The 19,092-nt window shown below is 69.1% G+C and carries 15 protein-coding genes and 1 pseudogene; 9 read left to right on the plus strand and 7 right to left on the minus strand.

Features of this window, described 5'->3' with window-relative positions; all coding sequences use genetic code 11:
• Positions 1–28: 28 nt before the first annotated feature.
• Complete coding sequence (locus LQ938_RS02770) at positions 29–1,465, minus strand: HNH endonuclease signature motif containing protein (RefSeq protein WP_223721653.1); 1,437 nt, start codon at positions 1,463–1,465, stop codon at positions 29–31.
• Between the two features lie 182 nt (positions 1,466–1,647).
• On the opposite strand from LQ938_RS02770, the gene LQ938_RS02775 reads away from it, so the two are divergent.
• Positions 1,648–2,886 carry a nuclease-related domain-containing protein gene (locus tag LQ938_RS02775; RefSeq protein ID WP_223721654.1) on the plus strand — a complete coding sequence of 413 codons (1,239 nt, stop codon included), beginning with the start codon at positions 1,648–1,650 and terminating at the stop codon, positions 2,884–2,886.
• Positions 2,887–2,931: 45 nt separating this feature from the next.
• Here LQ938_RS02775 and LQ938_RS02780 read toward each other — a convergent pair whose 3' ends face one another.
• Positions 2,932–4,407, minus strand: coding sequence for a LuxR C-terminal-related transcriptional regulator (locus tag LQ938_RS02780; RefSeq protein ID WP_223721655.1), 1,476 nt, complete (start codon positions 4,405–4,407; stop codon positions 2,932–2,934).
• Positions 4,408–4,550: 143 nt separating this feature from the next.
• Between LQ938_RS02780 and LQ938_RS02785 the strand changes: the two genes are divergently transcribed.
• From LQ938_RS02785 to LQ938_RS02815, 7 genes are read left to right on the plus strand one after another with little or no spacing between them, the layout of a single operon-like run.
• The gene (locus tag LQ938_RS02785) at positions 4,551–6,212 is read left to right on the plus strand and encodes a SulP family inorganic anion transporter (protein ID WP_223721656.1); all 1,662 of its coding nucleotides are present in this window, start codon (positions 4,551–4,553) and stop codon (positions 6,210–6,212) included.
• A gap of 2 nt (positions 6,213–6,214) precedes the next feature.
• Positions 6,215–6,892, plus strand: a complete 678-nt coding sequence (locus LQ938_RS02790; protein ID WP_223721657.1) for a GAP family protein — start codon at positions 6,215–6,217, stop codon at positions 6,890–6,892.
• A gap of 53 nt (positions 6,893–6,945) precedes the next feature.
• Positions 6,946–7,320 (plus strand): PLDc N-terminal domain-containing protein, encoded by a 375-nt coding sequence (locus LQ938_RS02795; RefSeq protein WP_223721658.1) that lies wholly within the window; start codon positions 6,946–6,948, stop codon positions 7,318–7,320.
• 33 nt (positions 7,321–7,353) lie between these two features.
• The gene (locus tag LQ938_RS02800) at positions 7,354–7,632 is read left to right on the plus strand and encodes an SHOCT domain-containing protein (protein WP_223721659.1); all 279 of its coding nucleotides are present in this window, start codon (positions 7,354–7,356) and stop codon (positions 7,630–7,632) included.
• A gap of 55 nt (positions 7,633–7,687) precedes the next feature.
• On the plus strand, positions 7,688–8,629 hold the full coding sequence (locus tag LQ938_RS02805; protein WP_223721660.1) for a DUF1214 domain-containing protein: 942 nt from the start codon (positions 7,688–7,690) through the stop codon (positions 8,627–8,629).
• A gap of 6 nt (positions 8,630–8,635) precedes the next feature.
• A complete protein-coding gene (locus tag LQ938_RS02810; RefSeq protein ID WP_223721661.1) occupies positions 8,636–10,000 on the plus strand; it encodes a hypothetical protein in 1,365 nt (454 codons plus the stop codon).
• Entirely contained in the window at positions 9,997–10,791 is a 795-nt protein-coding gene (locus LQ938_RS02815; RefSeq protein ID WP_223721662.1) for a tyrosine-protein phosphatase, read from the plus strand. The genes LQ938_RS02810 and LQ938_RS02815 overlap by 4 nt, the downstream gene beginning before the upstream one ends.
• 475 nt (positions 10,792–11,266) lie before the next feature.
• On the opposite strand, the gene LQ938_RS02820 is transcribed toward LQ938_RS02815, so the two are convergent.
• Positions 11,267–12,679: an HNH endonuclease signature motif containing protein gene (locus tag LQ938_RS02820; RefSeq protein WP_223721663.1), complete on the minus strand. Its 1,413-nt coding sequence runs from the start codon at positions 12,677–12,679 to the stop codon at positions 11,267–11,269.
• Between the two features lie 437 nt (positions 12,680–13,116).
• On the opposite strand from LQ938_RS02820, the pseudogene LQ938_RS15510 reads away from it, so the two are divergent.
• Positions 13,117–13,341: pseudogene (locus LQ938_RS15510) on the plus strand (transposase); the annotation flags it as partial.
• Positions 13,342–13,572: 231 nt separating this feature from the next.
• On the opposite strand, the gene LQ938_RS15515 reads toward LQ938_RS15510, so the two are convergent.
• The 4 genes from LQ938_RS15515 to LQ938_RS02845 form a co-directional block, all read right to left on the minus strand.
• A complete protein-coding gene (locus tag LQ938_RS15515; RefSeq protein ID WP_223721891.1) occupies positions 13,573–14,211 on the minus strand; it encodes a hypothetical protein in 639 nt (212 codons plus the stop codon).
• Positions 14,212–14,314: 103 nt separating this feature from the next.
• Positions 14,315–16,234 (minus strand): amidase family protein, encoded by a 1,920-nt coding sequence (locus LQ938_RS02835; protein ID WP_223721664.1) that lies wholly within the window; start codon positions 16,232–16,234, stop codon positions 14,315–14,317.
• Positions 16,231–16,974: a cohesin domain-containing protein gene (locus tag LQ938_RS02840; RefSeq protein WP_223721665.1), complete on the minus strand. Its 744-nt coding sequence runs from the start codon at positions 16,972–16,974 to the stop codon at positions 16,231–16,233. The genes LQ938_RS02835 and LQ938_RS02840 overlap by 4 nt, the downstream gene beginning before the upstream one ends.
• A 1,068-nt stretch (positions 16,975–18,042) precedes the next feature.
• Positions 18,043–18,342 (minus strand): hypothetical protein, encoded by a 300-nt coding sequence (locus tag LQ938_RS02845; protein ID WP_223721666.1) that lies wholly within the window; start codon positions 18,340–18,342, stop codon positions 18,043–18,045.
• Positions 18,343–19,092 lie beyond the last annotated feature (750 nt).

Consider the following 19,092-nt stretch of genomic DNA (forward strand, 5'->3'; position numbering starts at 1 on the left):
CATGCGGGTGGCAGGAATGCTGCCCGCATCAGAACTGCGGCAGGCGATCGGGCGGGGGACCGCCGGGTTCGACTCCGGGCGGGGGACCGCCGGGATCGTCGGGAATGAAGTGCACGGTCGGCGCCGGCGGGGTGTCGATGTAGGTGGTGCCGAGTGGGGAGGTCCATTCGAGTACCCCGCCGCCGAGCTGCCGCACCCGCCAGGCGGTGAATTGCTTCATGCTGTGGTGGCGCTGACAGAGGCCTTCGCAGTTCTCCACGTCGGTGGGTCCGCCGAGGTGATGGTCGACGGTGTGGTCGATCTCGCAGCGGATGGCGGGCACACGGCATCCGGGAAAACGGCAGTGTCGGTCGCGGGCCGTCAGGAATCGGCGCATCGGGTCGCTCGCGAACCGGGAATCGGTGTGCAGCACGGCACCGGTGACGGGGTCGGTGATCAGGCGGTCCCAGGCGCTGTTCACGGCTCCGGCGATGGCGCGTGCGGTCGCCGCGTCGATGGGTGAGCGACCGACGAGGTCGGCGGGGTGCTCGTCGGCGCCGAGCAGGGTGAGCGCGGGCACGACGACCTGCACCTTCGCGCGGATGGCGCCGAGCGTGCCCGGCCCATCGTCGGTTCGCGTGGGGTCGGCACCCGGCTGCGCCGTGAGCAGCATGTCGGTAAGCAGATCAACGCGCAACTGATCGACGGTGCGCTCATCGGACGCCACGATCTCGTCCTGATCGGACGCACCAACACCGAGACCGGCGCCGGTGCCGCCTGCAGCTCGAGTCTGAGCTGCGGCCCGCGCCCGCACCCGCTCTCGAGCCTGGCCGCGCGCATCGACCGTGGCCGCGGCCTGCTGCGTCAGTCGGTCGTAGATGGCGTCGATGTGCAGAGTCGGGGCGATGAGGGTCAGCCCCGACATGCCGTCGCCGACGACGAAGGTGCGGATGCAGCGATCTTCACGGGCTTCCGCGTGCCGCTCGGTGAGGGTGCGCGGATGCAGTCGCTCGGCGAGGATCGCCAGTTCCGCGCGCAGACGCCCCGCGGTCTCGTCTTCGCAGCGGATCAGCGCGAGCTGCTCGAACTCGGCCCGCACCTCGGGCGGAAGCGGCCGCCCGAGCTCCGTGATCAGTTGCACGTGAGCGCGGGTGATCGTGCCCGTCTCCCACGCGTCGAGCGTGGCAGGAAACCCGTCGACCAGCATGCCGGCGTCGTTGATCTGCCGCTGCACCGACCGGTCGGAACTGCGGATCGCTCCGGCGAGCTCGGCTGCGATCGCACGCAGCGCCATCTCGGTCGCCTTCACCGATGACGACGCGTGCGCCGTGTGCTGCTCGGCCAGCTCGAGGGCGCGCGCGAGCGCCCGACTCATGCGCGCCTGCCCCGCCGCGACCTGCGCGTTCGCGGTGCTCGCCGCGTGCACGATGTCGGCCAGCGTCGCGGTCTCCGCGTCGCTGAATCCGATGAACGTGCTCGTTGCCATGCCCCAATTTTACGAAGGGCCTCCGACATCGACATCCCAGATCAGCGCCTCATTCGAGACCCGTGGAGAACTCCCCGAAAGAGCTTCCTGTGGAGGATAAGATCCAGAACGAGCACCGCACCGCCGACCGCCACGACCCCGCATCACCGCCCCCGCGCATCCGCCCGTACAGATTGGGACCGATGGGAACTCTCGAATCCCGGCACCGCGCCGTATCCATCGCTGCGACGATCGTCATGGTCGTGGTTTCTGTCGTCAATGCGGTGAGCTGGGCGCTCGCGGGACTGACGAGTCAGGCGTGGGCGTTCGTCGCGGTGGGGTTGCTCATCGGAGTGTTCCTGCTGTGGCCGGTGTGCCGTCGCCGCATCACCGGGTGGTCGCGCGCGTGGATTCTTCTCCTCTTCGTCGTGCAGGCGTTCGGCGGCTGGACGACGTTCTCGATCGTGCAGCTGGCGGTGCCGGCATCCCTTGCTCAGATTCATGTCGTGTGGGTGGTGCTCTTCCTCGTTGCGTTCGTGACGCGCGAGATCGCGGATGCATCGATCGGAGTGGCGCGGCGTGCCGACGTGCGGCGAGATGCGCGGCGCGCGGAGCAGCGGCGGATCGAAGCGAATCGCGAACGCGAGCTGGAGTACTCGCGACGGGTCGAACGCGCGCACAGCGCGGTGGCGCAGGCGAGCCGGCCGGGTGCGTTGACGGGGTACGAGCCCGATGATCTTGCGGGGGTCTCGCTGGGGCAACCGCCGCACATGTACGGCGTTCCGGGCGTCGGACTCGAGGCGGCCGGGTATCCCGAAGTGGCCACGGAGCTGGGCCGGCAGGGCGAGCGCAACTTCGCGAAGGCGCTCGCGAAGGCCGGTCTTCTCGACCGCTTCGCGACGTTCTGGTCTGTGCACATGCCCGATCAGACGCTGGGGGCCAGCGCCGAGTTTCCGACAGACGTCGACTGCGTGATCATCACGGGCCGATCCGTGTTCTTGATCGACGTGAAGAATTTCGCGCAGGGCGACGTCACCTGGGTCACGGAGGCGGTGGATGACGGCGACGGCCGATCGCATCACCAGCTCGTCGCCGTCGACAACGTCACGGGCGGCTACGTCGGCCAGCCGCGGTGGATGACCCGGAACATGCAGTTCGCCACCGACCGGTTCGGGGCACGATTCACCGGGAGCGGCATCCGGCTCCGGGTGCAGCCGCTCGTCGTGATGATGCCGCGCCCCGAAGGTCTCGGGGTCGTCGAGGGAGTGATGTGGCCGGATGCGGTGCCCACCGTGGGGCTTCCGGATGCGCTCGCGCTTCTCGCGAAGGAGCGTCCGTTCGATCCGACGGGGCGAGACAGTGAGCTGCTCCGGGCGATGCTGAAGACGCTCATCAAGGATGACAGCGGAACTGCTCCCATGCCGCGGATCACGCGTCCCTGACCGCATCCGCAGAACCCCGCCGCCCGCCGAAACCCGACCCCACCCCTACCGGGAGTCTGCGACCTGGATCGCGGCTCGTCGGGTGCGGACGTCGAGCTTGTGATAGATGGCGCGGATGTGCGTTTTGACCGTCGGGTAGCCGATGTCCATTCGCGTGGCGATCTCTTCGGCGGTCATCGTGGTGCGGAGGTAGGCGAGCACCTCGCGTTCCCGCGGGGTCAGGATTCCGGTGACGAGCCGCGAGAGGGTGTCGCGTTGCGCGAAGATCGCGCGCAGGAGCGGGTCGTGCGGCGACCCTCGTTTCGCGTGCGCGGCGAGAAGATCGCCGACCGTCGGGTCGGACGTGAGGAAGGGCGCCAGAACGCCCTCCCGCGCGGCCAGCTCCAGGGCGCGGTCGAGATACTCGTGCGCCTGTCGTCCGCGACCGGATGCGGCGCTGAGCACGGCCGAGGTGACTAGCGTGCTCACGAGCGCGTACTGCGGGAGAGGCATCGCGGCGGCGAGGGCAAGCGCCTGTCGGGCACGGTCGAACTCGTCGAGCCGCGCGTAGAGCTCGCCGAGGAGAGCGTGTGCGACGGCCGCTCCGGTTCGCACCAGGGCGGGAGCGGCGATCGCCAGCGCCCGCTCGTCGCGCCCCTCGGCGTGCGCGAGCCAGGCGCCGACGACGCTTCGCAGCGTGCCCCAGGAGATGCCGTGTTTGTCGGCCGCGCTGACGCCCTGCAGGAGACGCGCTGCCTCGGGGTAACGCTCCGCCCGCCCCAGGGCGATCAGGCTCAACGTCAGGTAGAGCCGGGCCTGCGCCTCGAAATCGTTGCCGGGGCTTCCCTCGACGACGATCGAGTCCAGAAGTCGAACGGCCTCCGGAAAGTCGCCGCGCCAGAACGCGATGGTTCCGCGGTTGGACTGCGGCAGGCCGCCCTCGAAGCGATCCCAGTCACTCTGCCGGGGCGCGGTGGGGAGCCCGTCGAGAATCCGCTCAGCCTCGGTGAAGGCGCCCGCCTGGGTGAGCGCGAATGCGAGGTTCGACTGCGCGAGCCGAAACGTCTCCTCGCGCGACTGCAGGCGCGCCTCGTCGCTGGCGGAGCGCAGAAGAGTGATCGCGTCGGCGAAGTTCCGCCGAAGACGCACTTCCGTCCAGCCGAGCAGGAACAGCGCGGACGGGTAGTCGTCTTCCGGTCCGCACTGGGCGAGGGCGTCGCGCGCGCGATCTGCGGTGGCCGCCTTCGTGGCGTTGTCGGGCGCGAGGAGAAGGGTCGTGAAGCACACGACGAAGTCGTCCGCGGCGACGCGCATCCCCTGCCCGCGGAGGAATGCGGCGCCGTGCTGATCGCCGGCCAGATCTCTGCAGCACGCCCGGATCAGCAGGATGTGCGGGTCGTGGCCGTCGGGAAACTCGATGCAGAGCTCTTCGAGCTCGCTCGTCCGAGACTCCAGCACGAGGCGAAGCCAGTTCCGCCGCAGAAGACGAGCCGCGGCCTCGGTCCTCCCGGCGGAGAGTTCCCGGCGCACGGCGTCGATCATGGCTCTCAGAGTATCGCCGCACCGCGTCCCGGCCGGGCGCACGCGTCACATAACCCGGGCGCGCGCGTCACAAACAACGCCGCCTCATCCGAGAAGGATGAGAGTGCCCGTTCCGGCACCCCGCAGTCGGGATTATTGCCCCGATGCGAGTTCTCATTCCGGGCCTGAACCGGCACAACGTGGCGGGCGAACTCCTCGCCGGCGTGACGTTGGTCGCGATCGCGATCCCGTTGAACATCGGCTACGCGCAGATCGCCGGGCTGCCCGCATCCGCGGGTCTGTACGCCCTCGTGGTTCCCGCCCTGGTGTGGGCGCTGCTGGCGTCATCGCGGCAGCTGGTGGTGTCGTCGGATGCGGCGTCGGCGTCGCTGGTCGCGTCGTCGCTCGGGGGCCTGGCCGTCGCGGGCTCGCAGAGCTACGCGGTCATGGCGTTGGCGCAAGCGGTCATCTGCGGGGTCGTCTTCCTGTTGATGGCGGTGTTTCGGCTCGGCTTCCTGGCGACCTTCCTGTCGAAGCCGATCCTGGTCGGTTTCGTCGGCGGACTCTCGCTCGACATCCTCGTCTCGCAGGTCGCGAAGGCGCTGGGCGTGCACGTCGATTCCGGCGCGGAGTTCACGGCGAAGGTCGTGGCTCTCGCGACCGGCCTCGCGGACGCCAACCCGTGGTCGATGCTCATCGCGGGGAGCGCCGCCGCGATCCTTCTGATCGGACAGCGGCTCTTTCGCGCCGTCCCGTGGGCGCTCGTCGTCATGGTCGCGGCCACCTCGGCCGTGGCGCTGACGCACGCCGATGCGGCCGGGGTGCAGGTGCTCGGTGCGGTACCCGCGGGGCCTCCGGATCTGACGTGGCCGGTGCTGGATGCGGCGCAGTGGCTGGTGCTCGTGCCCTCGGCCCTGGCTCTCGCGATGGTCGCTTCGGCCGAAGGCCTGCTCGTCTCCCGCTCCTACGGCGAGAAGCACCAGTACGCCACGCGGCCGAATCGCGATCTGTTCGCCTTCGGCGTCGCGAGCATCGCCGCGGGGGCGAGCGGATCGTTCGCGCTCGGGGCCTCGACGAGCCGCACCGCGGCGATGGACCGTGCGGGATCGCGCACGCAGTTGCCCTCGCTCGTCCTCGCCGGCGGCACCCTCCTGCTGCTCCTGTTCGGTACCGACCTGCTCGCCGAGATTCCGGCGCCCGCCATCGGCGCGATCGTCGGCGTCGCGATCCTGCCGTTGCTCGGTTTCCGAGAGCTCCGCCGACTGTGGCGGCTCTCGCGGTTCGAGTTCTGGATCGCCGTCGTGTGCTTCGTCGTCACGCTCACGGTCGGGTCGATCGCCGGCATCGTCGTGGCGTTCGTGCTCGCGTTGATCAATCTCGCGCGGCGGGCCGCGACCCCGACGATCGACGTGCTCGCCGACGACGGAAATCCCGCCCACGCGCTCGTCGAGGGCACGACGGCAGGCCAGACCACCGCGGCCGGGACCATCATCATCCGGATGGCGGCGCCCTTGTTCTTCGCGAACGGAGCCGTGTTCACGCAGGCGGTGAAGTCCGCGATCACGGATGCGGGCGGCCCGGACGACGTCCTCCGTCTCGTCGTCGATATGGAGGCCGTCACCGACGTCGATGTCACCGGCGCCGACGAGTTCGATGGTCTGCGCACCTGGCTTGCCGCCGCGCGGATCGAGCTCGAGTTCAGCCGGGTGCGCAGCAATGCGCGGGCGCGTCTCGCCCGATTCGGTGTCGTCCGCGCGGGCGACACGGTGTTTTCGACCAATCGCGCCGCCGCATCCGCTTCGCTCGCATCTTCGGAAGGAAACTGACCGTGCTGAGTCCTGTCATCGGTGAGCTGCTTCCGCTCACCCTCGCCATCGCGGTGAGCCCGTTGACGATCGTGGCGGTCATCCTGATGCTGCTCTCGCCGAATGCGCGCCGGACCGGTCCGGGCTTTCTCATCGGCTGGACGCTCGGGGTCACGACCCCCGTCGTCGTCTTCGTGCTCATCGCGAGCGCGCTGGCCCCGCAGGGTGATTCCGACGGGCCCGATGTCGTGCGCGCCGTCGTGCAGTTCGTGCTCGCCGCTCTTCTTCTTCTTCTGGCCGTCGCGCAGTGGCGCCGTCGGCCGCAGGCCGGTGAAGAGCCGGCGCTCCCGAAGTGGATGGCGGCGATCGATTCGTTCACGTTCGGCCGTGCGTTCGGTCTGGGTCTGCTGCTCTCTGTTCCGCGCCCCAAGAACCTCCTTGTCGCGGCGAGCGCCAGCGTGATCATCGCCGGAGCGGGGGTGCCGATCGGGGCGGAGGTCGTCGCGATCGCCGTGTTCGTGCTGTGCGCGGTGTCGACCGTGCTCATCCCGGTCGTTGCCTTCCTCGTCGCGGCTGACCGACTGCGGCAGCCCATGGAGGCCCTCCGCCGGTGGCTCGCCCGAGAGAACGTGGTGATCACCACGGTGCTCCTCGTGGTCATCGGAGTACTGATGCTCGGTAAAGGCATCGGCTCGCTCTGAACCCCTCGCGCGCTGCGACGCAGCGTGTTACCCGAATCGAAAGGAAATCGCACATGCAATTCTGGGACATCCTCGGCTGGATGCTGTGGTCTGTGGTCTTCGTCAGCTACCTGTTCGCCCTCTTCGCGATCGTCGGCGATCTGTTCCGCGATCACGCGCTCAGCGGGTGGTGGAAGGCCGTCTGGATTCTGTTCCTGATCTTCGTTCCGCTCCTAACGGCGCTCGTCTACCTCATCGCCCGCGGGTCGGGCATGGCGGCGCGCAGCGACCGGGCCGCGCGATCCGCGCAGACGGCGGCCGAGTCGTACATCCGCGAGGTCGCCGGGCGCAGCCCCAGCGACGAGATCGCGGCGGCGGCGGCTCTGCGGGACGCCGGCTCGATCAGCCCGGACGAGTTCGCGGTCCTGAAGGCGAAGGCGCTGGCATGACCGCCTTCTCCGCACCCGGGATGGTGATCTGACGTGGCGTTCCTGCGCAGGGTCGGGCGTCCTGGCCTGATCGGGCTCGCGGCGCGCACGGCCGTCGTCGCGGGCACGGCCACCGCGGTGAGCGGAGGAATCGCCGCTCACCAGCAGAAGAAGGCGCACGACGAGTTCGAGGCCGAACAACACGCGGCCGAGCAGCCGGCGGCCGCATCCGTCGACCTCGTCGCCGAACTGCAGAAGCTCGGCGACCTGCGCGCCGCGGGCGTGCTGGACGACGCCGAATTCGCCGCCGCGAAAGCGCGTCTGCTCCATTGACCCCGGGCGGGGGTGCCGTGCGTCGGCGCCCCCGCCTACCGAAAGAAGGAACCCCGTGACTGCCATCCCCGTCAATGTCGTGAACTTCGCCCGCGCCGAGACCGACCTCATGTTCGCGCGGCTCGCCGCGGGTGTGGGGGTCGGGGTGTGGAACCACACCTACGAGCTGAAGCCGCTCGACGATCAGCCCATCATTCGCCAGAACCGCGACACGCTCTACAGCAGCGCGATCGTCGACGTTCGGGACGGCGTGACCGTCACGCTCCCCGATACCGGCGATCGTTACATCTCCGTGTGGGTGATCAGCCAGGACCACTACGGTCCGGTGATCCTTCGCGACCCCGGCACGCACGTGCTCACCCGCGAGCTGGTCGGCACCGATTACGCCGCGCTCATCGTGCGCATCCTCGTCGACCCGAACAGTCCCGACGACGTCGCCGAGGTGAACGCGCTGCAGAATGCGCTGCGCATCGACGGCGGCGGTGCGGGCGCGTTCCCGCTGCCCGAGTACGACGAACCGTCGCAGACCGAAACGCGTGACGCGATCCTCACGCTCGCGCGGGGTGTCAGCAAGTACGACCACTCCTTCGGCACCGAGGCGGAGGTCGACCCGATCCTGCACCTGCTCGGCACCGCGTCGGGGTGGGGTGGCCTGCCCGAGTACGAGGCGACGTACGTCAGCGTCGACGAGGGCCTTCCCGTTGACGAGTACCGCCTCCGGCTCAAAGATGTACCCGTGGAAGCGTTCTGGTCCGTGTCGCTGTACAACGCGGCGGGTTACTTCGAAGAGAACGCGCTCCGCGTCAACAGCATCAACAGTCTCACGGCGACGCCGGATGCGGATGGTGCGGTCAGCATCCGGTTCGGCGTGCAGCTCGACGGCGCCGACAACGCGCTGCCGATCATGCCGGGCTGGAACTATGTGCTGCGCCTGTACCGCCCGCTCCCGTCCGTTCTCGACGGCACGTGGACGCCGCCGCGTCCCGAAGTGATCTGACCGCTCATGGAATCGACGACCGAGCAACTGCGCGCACAGCTGGCCGATCTGCAGACGGCGAATGACGCGCTGCGCCGCGAGCTCGCGCAGGAGCGCTCCGGCACGCGCCCCGAGCGGCCGGCCCGTGCCGCACGCACGGCCTGGGGGTGGGCAGTGCTCTCGGCGGTCTTGATCACGGTGGGGGCGGTGGTCGCGCCGGTCGCCGTGGTCTCGGCGTGGGCGAATCACGATCTCACTGACACGGCGTACTTCGTCGACACGTTCGCCCCGCTGGCGGATGACCCGGCGGTGCAGGACTTCGTCGCTGCGGAGGCCGTGACCGCGATCGAGTCGGCACTCGACATCGAGGCGCTTGCCGACGATCTCTTCTCCGGGCTGGCCGGCCTCGACATCGACCCGCGCGCAAAAGCGGCGCTGGGGTTGCTGCAGGCGCCGGCCGTCGCCGGGGTCGAGGGGATGATCCAGCGCACGGTGACCGAGTTCGTTCGCTCCGACGCCTTCTCGCAGGTGTGGCGACAAGCCCTGACCGCCGCCCACACGCAGTTGGTCAACACCGCGACGGGCCAGGCGGATGCGGTGATCACGATCGGTGAGAACCAGGAGGTCAGCCTGCAGCTCGGGCCGATCATCGAGTCCGTGAAGCAGCGCCTGCTCGACAACGGCTTCGCCCTAGCCGACCGCATCCCGACGATCTCGCGAACGATCGTGATCGCGGAGTCCAGCTCGGCCGCGAGCTACGTCGCGCTCTACCAGGTCGTGGTCGCCGTGGGTGTCTGGCTTCCCTGGGTCGGGTTGCTGCTCCTGGCCGCTGGCGTGCTCGTTGCGCGTCGCCGTTCGCTCGCCCTGCTGTGGGCATCGGGTGCGCTGCTGCTGTCGATGGTGTTGGTGGGCGGCGGCATCGGCGTCGGAGAGAATCTCTTCGCGGTGGAGGTCGCATCCGCTATCCCGCACGATGCGGCGGTCGCTCTCTACGCGGGCATCCTCGGGTTCGTTTCGAGCATGGTCGTGGTGGTCGGGGTGCTGGCGGCGACCGTGTTCGTGGTGACGTTGTTCGCGGGCCCGTGGCAGTGGGCCCGCACGGTGCGGGGTCTCGGTGCGTCGGGGCTGGCCGCCATCCGCAACCGCGCCGAGGCGCACGGCATCACCACGGGACGCACCGGCGAGTGGCTGTACCGGTGGCGGATGCCGCTTCGCATCGCCGTCGCGGCACTGTGTGCGGCGTTCATCGTGTTCACCCGACCGCTCACGCCGGGGATGATCGTGTGGACCGCCGTGATCGGAGTGTGCGTCATCGGGGTGATGAGCGTGGCCTCCCGGCCGATAGCAGCGGACCCCGTGCGTGAGACGGAACGACAGAAGGAGATCGCATGACGGGCGAGCCCAGCCGGAGAGTGCAGATTCAGAGCGCTCCCAACCTCCGTGATCTCGGCGGCCTTGTCACTCCCGACGGGCCGACCAAGAGCGGAGTCGTGTACCGGTCGGCGACGCTGTCTTCGCTGACGGATGCGGACGCGTCGGCCCTCGCCGCCCTGGGCGTGCGGACGGTCTACGACCTGCGCACCGCCGACGAGGTGCAGGCTGCCCCCGACCGCCTGCCGGAACAGATCGAGCGCGTCCCGCTCGACGTGCTCGCCGACAGTTCGCTCAGCGTCGCGGCGCGGCTGGGAGACCTCTCGGGAGATCCGCGGGCATTCGCGGCGTCGCTCGCCGGGGGTCAGGCCGAGCGCCTCTTCGAGGAGACCTACCGCGATCTGGTGCGGCTTCCGTCGGCGCTTGCGGGGTATCGCGCGTTCTTGCTCGGGCTGCTCGATGAGAGCCGCGAGGGAGCAGCGCTGTTCCACTGCACCACCGGGAAGGACCGCACGGGGTGGGCGGCCGCCTCGCTCCTGTCGGTCGCGGGGGTCGGCGCAGACGATGTGTATGCGGACTACCTGCAGACCAACACCGATCTGCTTCCCGCGCTCGAGCCGGTGTTCCGCCAAGCGGAGGAGCACGGCGTGGATCGTGAGGTGCTGATGCCGGTGCTCGGGGTGCGCGAGAGCTACCTGGATGCGGCGTTCGCTCAGATGCGCGCGCAGTTCGGAACGATCGAGGGGTACGCGACGGATGGCCTGGGCCTGAGCGGCGACGAGCTCGCCCGGCTGCGCGCCCTGCTCGTCTGAACCGCGGCGGCGCGCGAAAAGGGGCTCCGGGGTCTGCACGCCCACGGGGGCCCTCGCCTCGCTCCCGACTGCTCGAGGTTCTGGTCGTCGAGCATCTGAGTGATGAGCACCGCGCAAGCCGCGAGCCGCGTGCCGCGAGCCGCGTGCCGCGAGCCGCGAGCCGCGATGTGCGTGCCGCAAGCCGCGTGCCGCGAGTCGCGTGCCGCGTGCCGCGTGCCGAGTGCCGAGTGCCGAGTGCCGAGTGCTGCGTGCTGCGTGCTGCGTGCTGCGTGCCGTGTGCCGTGTGCCGCTGGCCGCGAGCCCCCGGCCGCGAGCCGCGAGCCGCGAGCCGCGAGGTGTGCGCGCCCGTGGGTCCGGCCCACGCCGGCGCCCTGCCCCTGCTCCCATCCCACGCCCCGCCCTGCACAGGCGGATGTTCCGCCGCCAGCGCTGTTGACGCCGGTCAGTTCCGAGATGTGCGACTCCTGTATGCCACTTAGACGGAGTTCTCCCACGGTGGTGGTTCGTTGTCTCGTCGCGCCGTCGTCATGACGTCTCGGTAGGGTGACCGCTCGTCGTCGGGTGTGAAGTGCACCGCGGTGGGTGGCGACGGATCGGGATACCTCGCGCCGAGCGGCGATGTCCATTCGACGACCCCGTCGTCGAACATCTGCACGCGCCAGGCGGTGAACTGTTTCATGGAGTGGTGTCGTTGGCAGAGGCATTGCAGGTTGTCGGTGCGGGTGGGTCCGCCCTCGGCCCAATCACGGACGTGATCGATTTCGCAGCGGATGGCGGGTGCGGCGCATCCGGGTGCCCGGCATCGCTGGTCGCGGCCGGTGATCTGTCGGCGCAGGATCGGGGGGATGTCACGCCGATCGACGGCCAGGACCTGCCCGGTGACCGGGTGGGTGAGGATGCGGTCCCAGCCGGTGGTGGAGCTGCCGGCGAGGCGACGGGCGGTGTCGGCGTCGATGGGTGCGCGTCCGGCGAGGTCGGCGGGGGATTGGTCGGTGCCGAGGAGGGTGAGTACGGGTACGACGACCTGCACGTGCGCCCGGATCGCACCCAGGGTGCCCGGACCATCGTCGGTGCGGGTGGGATCGGCGTTGGGCTGGGCGGTGAGGGCCATGTCGGCGAGGAGATCGGCGCGCACCTGGTCGATCGTGCGGGTGTCGGCGGCGTACGCCGTGTCTTCGGGGTCGTCGGGGAGCCCGGCGGCGCGGGATTCGCGCAGCCGGTCGGCGGCCTGTGCTCTCAGATCGATGAGTGCACGGGCCATCCGGGTCGCGCGGTCGTAGATGCCTTCGCCGATGACGGTGGGCACGATGAGTCCGAGGTGGCTCATTCCGTCGGCCAGGGGAGTGAGGAACACGCGGCGCTCTTCGCGTGCCTCGGCGTGGCGTTCGGTGAGGGTGCGGGGGTGCAGACGTTCGGCGAGGATCTGTAGCCCGGCCCGAACGCGCCCGGGGGTGTCCGTCTCGCACCGCCGCACGGCTTCCGCGTCGAACGCGCGGCGCGCCTCGGGTGGGAGGATCGCGCCGGTTTCGACGATCAGGCGTACGTGCCCCTCGTGGATGCGGCCGTCGGCGAGGGCATTGAGGGCGAGGGGATAGTCGCCGACGAGTTCAGCGGCCGCGTTCATCCGGCGCTGCATGGTGCGGTCGGAGACCCGCGAGCGTGCGCCGAGTTCGAGAGCGATCGCGCGCTGGGCCATGTCGTGGTCGCGCACCCTGCGCGGCGAGCCCGCGCTCTGCGTTCGAGCCAGTTCCTCGGCCCGAGCGAGGGCTCGAGTCAGCTGCGCCTTCGATGCGGCGACGGCGGCATTCGCCTGTTCGACGGCGTGCGCGATCTCGCTCAGCGTCGCCTGGTCGGCGTCGCTGAATCCGATGATCCCGTCGCGGCCCATGGCACCCCTTCTGAGTCGGCGGCAACGCTCACGCGCTGTCGCGGCTCGCCGGGGCACTCGGCGATGAAACGGATCGAGAGCGGCTGCTTTCGACCTGAGATAAGTCTTGCACCAACCTCCGACATCGGCCCCAGCGGCATCGCCGCTCGACCGACCGGCCCTTGCTTGCACAGCGTCGAGCCCTACCCGGCGCAGCCCGACCGGCGCATCGCAACCGGCGCGCCGCAACTGGCGCAGCCCGACCGGCGCACCGCAACCGGCGCATCGCAACCGGCGCAGCCCGACCGGCGCAGCGCTCACGGCGCACCGCAACCGGCGCATCGCAACGAGCGCACCGCATCCGGCGCAGGTCGACCGTCGAGTCAACGCCTGCACAGCGGCAGTCAGCTCGTGCGTCTCCTCCACAAGGTTGGCGAGGTGCGCGGGATGCGGGCTTGGTGAGGTCGACGGGTTCGCGGGGTCGGGTTTTCACGGGTGAACGGTGGGATCGGATCGAGCCGTTGCTGCCGTCGAACCAGGGCAACCGGAGCGCCCCGTTCGGTGACAGCCGCCGGGTGGTCGAGGGCATGGCGTGTCGGTATCGGACGGGGACTCCGTGGCGTGATCTGACGCGGGAGCAGTTCGCGCCGTGGCAGACGGTATGGAAGCGGCACCGCCGCTACGTCAGCGATGGATGGGGATCGGGTGTTCGCCATCTGCCGGTCTGGCTGATTGAGCCCGCCGGTCACGGAGTCGGGCGCTCTCGCAAACAGCGGCTTGGCATTGCCACGAGGCATGACCTACCGCGCCATGACCTACCGCGCCGCCTTCGCCGTCCGTGCGGCCGTCGCCATCCGTGCCACCCGTCGCCACCCGTGCCGTCCTCAGCTGGCTATGCGCACAGCAGGTATGCCCTACCCGAGCGCCTGCACGAAGTCGACAGCGAGCGACTCTGTGAAAGCCCCGTGGTCGAGGCCCGGGGTGGGCGCGACGGTGGGCGGAAGGACACTCAAGAAGTCGAGATGCCCCACGCCCTCATATGTGTGCACGCTGACTTCAGCGGGGGCAGCACGAAGGATCTCTGCGGTCGTCGGCGGTGTGACCGTGTCGGCCCCTCCTGCCAGCACGATGACCGGAACGCGGAGATTGTCGAGCGCGGCCGGTGCCTGGAACCATCCGACTGTCGGCGCAAGGGCGACGACTTTCTCTACCCTGGGTTCGACGGGCACGGGGATCGGCTGACGATTGCGACCCCATGGTTGCGCACCGGCAAGACAGAGCGCCGCCCATCCTCCGGCGGAGTGCCCTGCGGCGACGACGGGCAGGTCTTGACGATCTAGCTCGCGAAGCGAATCCGCCAATCCGACGGCGCGTTGGCGCATCTGCTCATCCGTCACGGTTCTCACGTCGAAGCGGTCGTGGATGGGTGCAGCGACGATGAACCCCGCAGCCGCGGCGGCGCGGATGAGCGCTTCATATCGAGCGGGGTCACCACCGGCGCCCGGCGCGAACAGCAAGATCCCGCGAGCGGCGCCGGGAGGATTCACGATCACGGCTCAACGCTAATTGGTGCGTCGGCAGCCGGAGCCAACGTCTCACGCAGAAGGCCCCGAGGTGCACACACGCGCACCCCGGGGCCCCTCTCCTCACCCCCGACTACCCCAGCGCGGGGAACAGCGTCGGCGTCGTGCGGGCGTGGGTGGCCTGCTCGAAGTCGTACGCGAAGCCGAGCAGCGTGCCTTCGGTGAAGTCGCGCCCGAGGAACTCGAGGTTGACGTTCGCGCCGATGATGGGGGTGGTGCCGTCAGCATCCGTGGCCTGTCCCATCGGAACGGTGACCGCGGGCATTCCGGTGTTGGGGCTGAGGCGCAGGTTGGTCGCGACCGTGCCGTAGGGGGCGGCGCTCGGGTAGACCATGGCGTCGAGGTTCTGGCCGTCGAGCATCTGGGTGACGAGCACCTTGCCGGCGGCGAGCTGAGTGGTGTGCGTGCCCGTCGGGCCTGCCCACGCCTGGTACGTCTCGGGGGTGACGGCGTTCCGGGTTGTGTACGTGGTCGCGCGCGACGGCACGAAGTTACCGTTCGCGAGGATCCCCTCCAGTGACCGGGCGGTGACGTCCGGGTCGAGGTGGGTCGCGATGTACTGGTCGAGGTCGTGCTTGAACTCGTTGGTCGAGCCGGAGCCTTCGTTCAGCACGTTCGCGAACGCGGCCGGCGGGGTGATCTCGACGACGGTCGCGCCCTGTGCCTCGAGCACCGCGCGGGTCTCGGCCCATTCGCGCAGGACGGTGGCGTTCGCCGTGGCGCGCGGGTTCGTCAGCGACGGGTCGAACATTGCGGCCACGTAGCCGATGCGCTTTCCCTCGAGGGCGGTGTCGCTCAGCGACGACGTGTACGACTCGGGCACGAGTCCGGTCTGGCGCTGGGTGACCGCATCCGCCGGGTCCACGCCCGCGACGGCGTCGAGGGCGACGGCGGCGTCGAGCACGGTGCGGGTCATCGGTCCGCCGGTGTCTTGCGTGAGGGCGAGGGGCACGATGCCATCGCGGCTCGCGAGTCCGACGGTCGGGCGCACGCCGACGAGCTGGTTGTACGACGACGGCACGCGGATGGAGCCGCCCGTGTCGGTGCCGAAGCCGATGCCGGCGAGGTTGGCAGAGATCGCCGCTCCCGTGCCGCCGCTCGATCCGCCCGCGGTCTGCGCGGTGTTGTATGGGCTGGCGACGAAGACCGAGGTGCCGGGTTTCTGGAAGGACGAGAACTGCGACTCGAATCCGAATGCGAACTCGTCGAGGCTCGCCTTGGCGAGGATGACGGCGCCCCGGGCGCGGAGGCCCTCGACCATGTGCGCGTCGGTGGCGGTCTGGTTGTCGTTCCAGCATCCGCATCCGGCCGTGGTCACCATGTCGACGGTGTCGTAGTTGTCTTTCACGGCGACCGGCACGCCGAGCAGCATGCTGGTCATGCCGTTCTCGGCCCGCGCCGCGTCGGCGGCTGCTGCGGCGTCGAGGGCGACGGTGCTGGTGGTGATGACTGAGTTGAGCGCGCGCTGGCCCACGGCGACGGGGGTGTCGTCGTAGGCGGCGATGCGGTCGAGGTAGGCCTGGGTGATCGCGACCGAGGTGGTGACGCCGGCGTTCATCGCGGCCTGCATGTCGATGACGGATGCTTCGATGAGCTCGAAGGGTCCGTCGTCGTAGATCATCCGCTGCGAGAGGGCGGCGAGGTCGGCGACCGTGAGGGTGCCGTTGGCGTCGCTGTCGAGCTTGCCGAAGGTGGTCCACTCGGGTGCGGTGCTCGTGAGTCCGAGCTGGGCGGATGCGGCGTCGAGGTCGGCCGTGGTCACCTGCTGGTCGCCGGTGACGTCGAGTTCGGTGTAGTACGGCGCGAGCATCGCGGCGTCGGATGCGGCGGTGGCCGTGGGCGCGGCGAACGCGGGCGAGATCGCCGTTGTCGCGGCGATCGCGCCGAGCACCGCGGCGGCGGCGATGGTGCGGGTGGTGGTGGTCTTCATGGCCTTCTTCTTGGGGGAAGGAGCGGATGCGGATGCGGCGAGGCGCGTGCGATCGGTGTTCATCGGGTGGCCGCCTGTCGGCGACGGATCACGAGCACGGCGCCGAGCGCGACGAGGGCGGCGCCGATGGCGCCGGTGATGAGCCACGGGGTGGCGTCGGCTCCGGTGGAGGCGAGCGGGTCGCTGGGCGTGGTGCCGGTGATCGGCAGTGCGCTGGCGGACGGCGACGGTGTGGCCGTCGGTGACGTGCTCGGGCCCGGGGTGACGGGTGCGGCCGCGATGACGGTGGTGGCGGTGAGGCCGGGCGCGGTGACGTCGACGGCGGTGGTTTCGCCGGCGGTGCCGATGAGGGTGCTGCTGTTGAGCGAGATGTCGGCGGAGCCTGCGGCGAGGGCGGTGAACGTGAAGCTCACGAGCGTCTGGGGTCCGGTGAGGCCGGGGGACGTGCCGAGGCGCGTGCTGCTGAAGGTCACCGCGTCGGTGCCGGTCTGCGCGTCGCCGAATCCGCCGGTCGGGTAGACGGCGCTCGCCGCGTCGAACGACAGCAGCGCCGGGTCGTAGCCGACGACGAGGTCGTAGGCGTAGAGGTCGGCGACGGTGTCGGCGGCGATCGTGACCGTGAGGGTGTCGCCAGCGGTGATCGTGGTGTCATCGACCGTGAGGGTGATCGCGCCGTAGGTGGCGGGCGCGGCCATCGCGGCGGGGGCGGCGATCAGCATTGCGCCGAAGACGGCGGTCGCGGCGGCGAGCAGCGCCGCGAGGCGTCGCCCGCGCAGACGGGTGGGGGAGATGCGTTCGGGCATGCGAAAGCAGGGCCTTCCTGGCTGTGGGCAGGCCGCGTACACGAAGCGCCGGATGCGGCCGCACCAACGAATGGGGGAGGTGGTGCCTACGCAGACTCGCAGCCCGGTGTTACCGGACCGGACTGGCTATGTTTCTGCTGTGTGAATGTTGTACTGAGTAGTTCAATCTGTTGCACCGGCTCGCGCTGGCGCGGTGTCGCCAGCGGCGCAACCCGGACAGGCGCAAAACGCCAAGATTGTGGATGTCGTCCGTGAGGCGCTGGTGGACTACCCCCGGGCTCTTCGTTTGCGTCGGTCTAGTTCGGAGACGACGTGAACGCGCCTCGACCGGACGTCGATCTCGTTCTCTGGCGAGGAGACCCGGCAGATCCCTCGGTCCGCGCGCACGTGCAGGACGGCGACGTGGTGATCTACTTCCAGGTCGAGGAGATCATCCCCGTGTGGTCGCTCACCGACGTTCCCGGCCTGCTCCGGACTACAACGCCGAGAACCTCGTCGCTGCGATCGCGACAGCGCGACCGTTGGCGGCCACTGGACAGACCCGATCTCTGGGAAGACTCTCGCGGCGATCGCAAGCAACGTCGCGGTCCTGGACGTCGACGGGCTGAACGGGGCACCCTGCGTCGTGCCCCCTCGAGTGGCGCGCTCCGCACGAACACGCCTTACGCGGACTACACGGGCGCGTGGACAATCTTCGAAGAACGATCAGGCTATTGTGCGCGACTGTCGCCGGTGAAGTTCTTCGCCCGGTGAGGCTCAGGCCATCAGAACAGCACGGTGGAAGTCGGCGCCGCACAGGCACACATCGGCTCCCGCCATACCGCTGAGCGCTTCGTCCTGGTGGTAACAGTGCGCGCTGGGACGACGTCGGAAGGGGGAGCGACCGGCTCGTGTGTGCTTGTTGTCGTGCCCGCACTTCGTACAGGTGAGCGTTGGCAGACTATTCATCGCGCCGTCGCTCGATGTGCTAAACGGAGCATCGGATATCGTCATCATTCCCACTGGGGCCAGGCAAACGTCTTTGTGAACCGTTGTCCCCCGTATGGGGGACGTTAGCAGATGAGTAACCTACCCGACGAGATCGGAGATGTTGTCCGGTGGTTCGAGAACGTGCGGGCGAGCGGTGAGTCGGACCGTGCCCGCTTCTTCACCGTCTAGCGAGACGACGATCTCCCCCTCGCCAAAGGCACTGACAACCAGAGATACCACCTTTGCCATCCGGACAGTCGTCGGCTTTCCGTCGCCCGTTTCGATCTCGTTCGGGACGGCATAGATGGGGCTGATGAAGTGAGGAGAGTCCGCACCGTCGACATCGACGACGTCGCACGAGATCGTGAATATACGACCAAGGTCCTCCTCCGCGAACACTCTCCGGGCGATCAGAGTGAACCGGAGCAGAGCCCGGATTCACGGTCGGATCGTTGGCCGAGCTCAAGGACTCAACGGATAGTGGGGCGCCGCATCTCGAAGCGTTCGTGAAGGGAGTGCTGGTCGCCTCATTGACCGACTCGGCTTCACCGCTCCTGACCGGAAGCACGTGGGGGATGGTACTGCAGAACGACGCCAAGCTCGCTGACGACGACTTCGTACTCTGCGACGTGTAGTCCGTCAGCTTCCGTGGAAGGCGTCGGTGCATCCGCATCGCAGGCTCGACGCCCAGCCGCTGGTGTCGAGCTCCCACTCGGCGCACGCGGCTGGGCGCGGGCGGAGTCCGAGTAAGGCGCGCAGTCGAGACGAACTCCGCGGCGTCGCGTTCTCGTCGCTGTTGTCATGTCCGCATTGCGGGCAGTCACCCGCACGCGCGGCCGTGACTTCGATAGGACCAGACCCGAGCGCATGTTTAGCCATCATGTTCCCCCGGAGAGCCTGGCCGGCGTCGATGCCGACCGCTGCTCCCATTTGGGGGACGACGCTACCAGATGAGAAGTCCCTCATGATGCGGCCCGTGACCCTGCGATGGGCCGTATGACGCTTACTGACAATGCGCAATACGTGCAACCTCCTGGCCAGCAACAATTGATTACTTTCATTCGCAAGGGCATGGGGCTCTAACAGACCCAGGGAGGGTTCAATCCGGTGAAGCGTTCGCGAGCTGCCTTTCATGTGCTGCGTCGAAAC

It is taken from the genome of Microbacterium sp. cx-55 (genome assembly GCF_021117345.1).
Lineage (GTDB): Bacteria > Actinomycetota > Actinomycetes > Actinomycetales > Microbacteriaceae > Microbacterium.

What these genes read in the sequence shown, in the direction of transcription:
- LQ938_RS02780 (WP_223721655.1), bottom strand. Translation starts at nt 4,407, where the DNA reads ATGATCGACGCCGTGCGCCGGGAACTCTCCGCCGGGAGGACCGAGGCC.
- LQ938_RS02785 (WP_223721656.1), top strand. Translation starts at nt 4,551, where the DNA reads ATGCGAGTTCTCATTCCGGGCCTGAACCGGCACAACGTGGCGGGCGAA.
- LQ938_RS02835 (WP_223721664.1), bottom strand. Translation starts at nt 16,234, where the DNA reads ATGAACACCGATCGCACGCGCCTCGCCGCATCCGCATCCGCTCCTTCC.
- LQ938_RS02775 (WP_223721654.1), top strand. Translation starts at nt 1,648, where the DNA reads ATGGGAACTCTCGAATCCCGGCACCGCGCCGTATCCATCGCTGCGACG.
- LQ938_RS02815 (WP_223721662.1), top strand. Translation starts at nt 9,997, where the DNA reads ATGACGGGCGAGCCCAGCCGGAGAGTGCAGATTCAGAGCGCTCCCAAC.
- LQ938_RS02795 (WP_223721658.1), top strand. Translation starts at nt 6,946, where the DNA reads ATGCAATTCTGGGACATCCTCGGCTGGATGCTGTGGTCTGTGGTCTTC.
- LQ938_RS02840 (WP_223721665.1), bottom strand. Translation starts at nt 16,974, where the DNA reads ATGCCCGAACGCATCTCCCCCACCCGTCTGCGCGGGCGACGCCTCGCG.
- LQ938_RS02810 (WP_223721661.1), top strand. Translation starts at nt 8,636, where the DNA reads ATGGAATCGACGACCGAGCAACTGCGCGCACAGCTGGCCGATCTGCAG.
- LQ938_RS02820 (WP_223721663.1), bottom strand. Translation starts at nt 12,679, where the DNA reads ATGGGCCGCGACGGGATCATCGGATTCAGCGACGCCGACCAGGCGACG.
- LQ938_RS02770 (WP_223721653.1), bottom strand. Translation starts at nt 1,465, where the DNA reads ATGGCAACGAGCACGTTCATCGGATTCAGCGACGCGGAGACCGCGACG.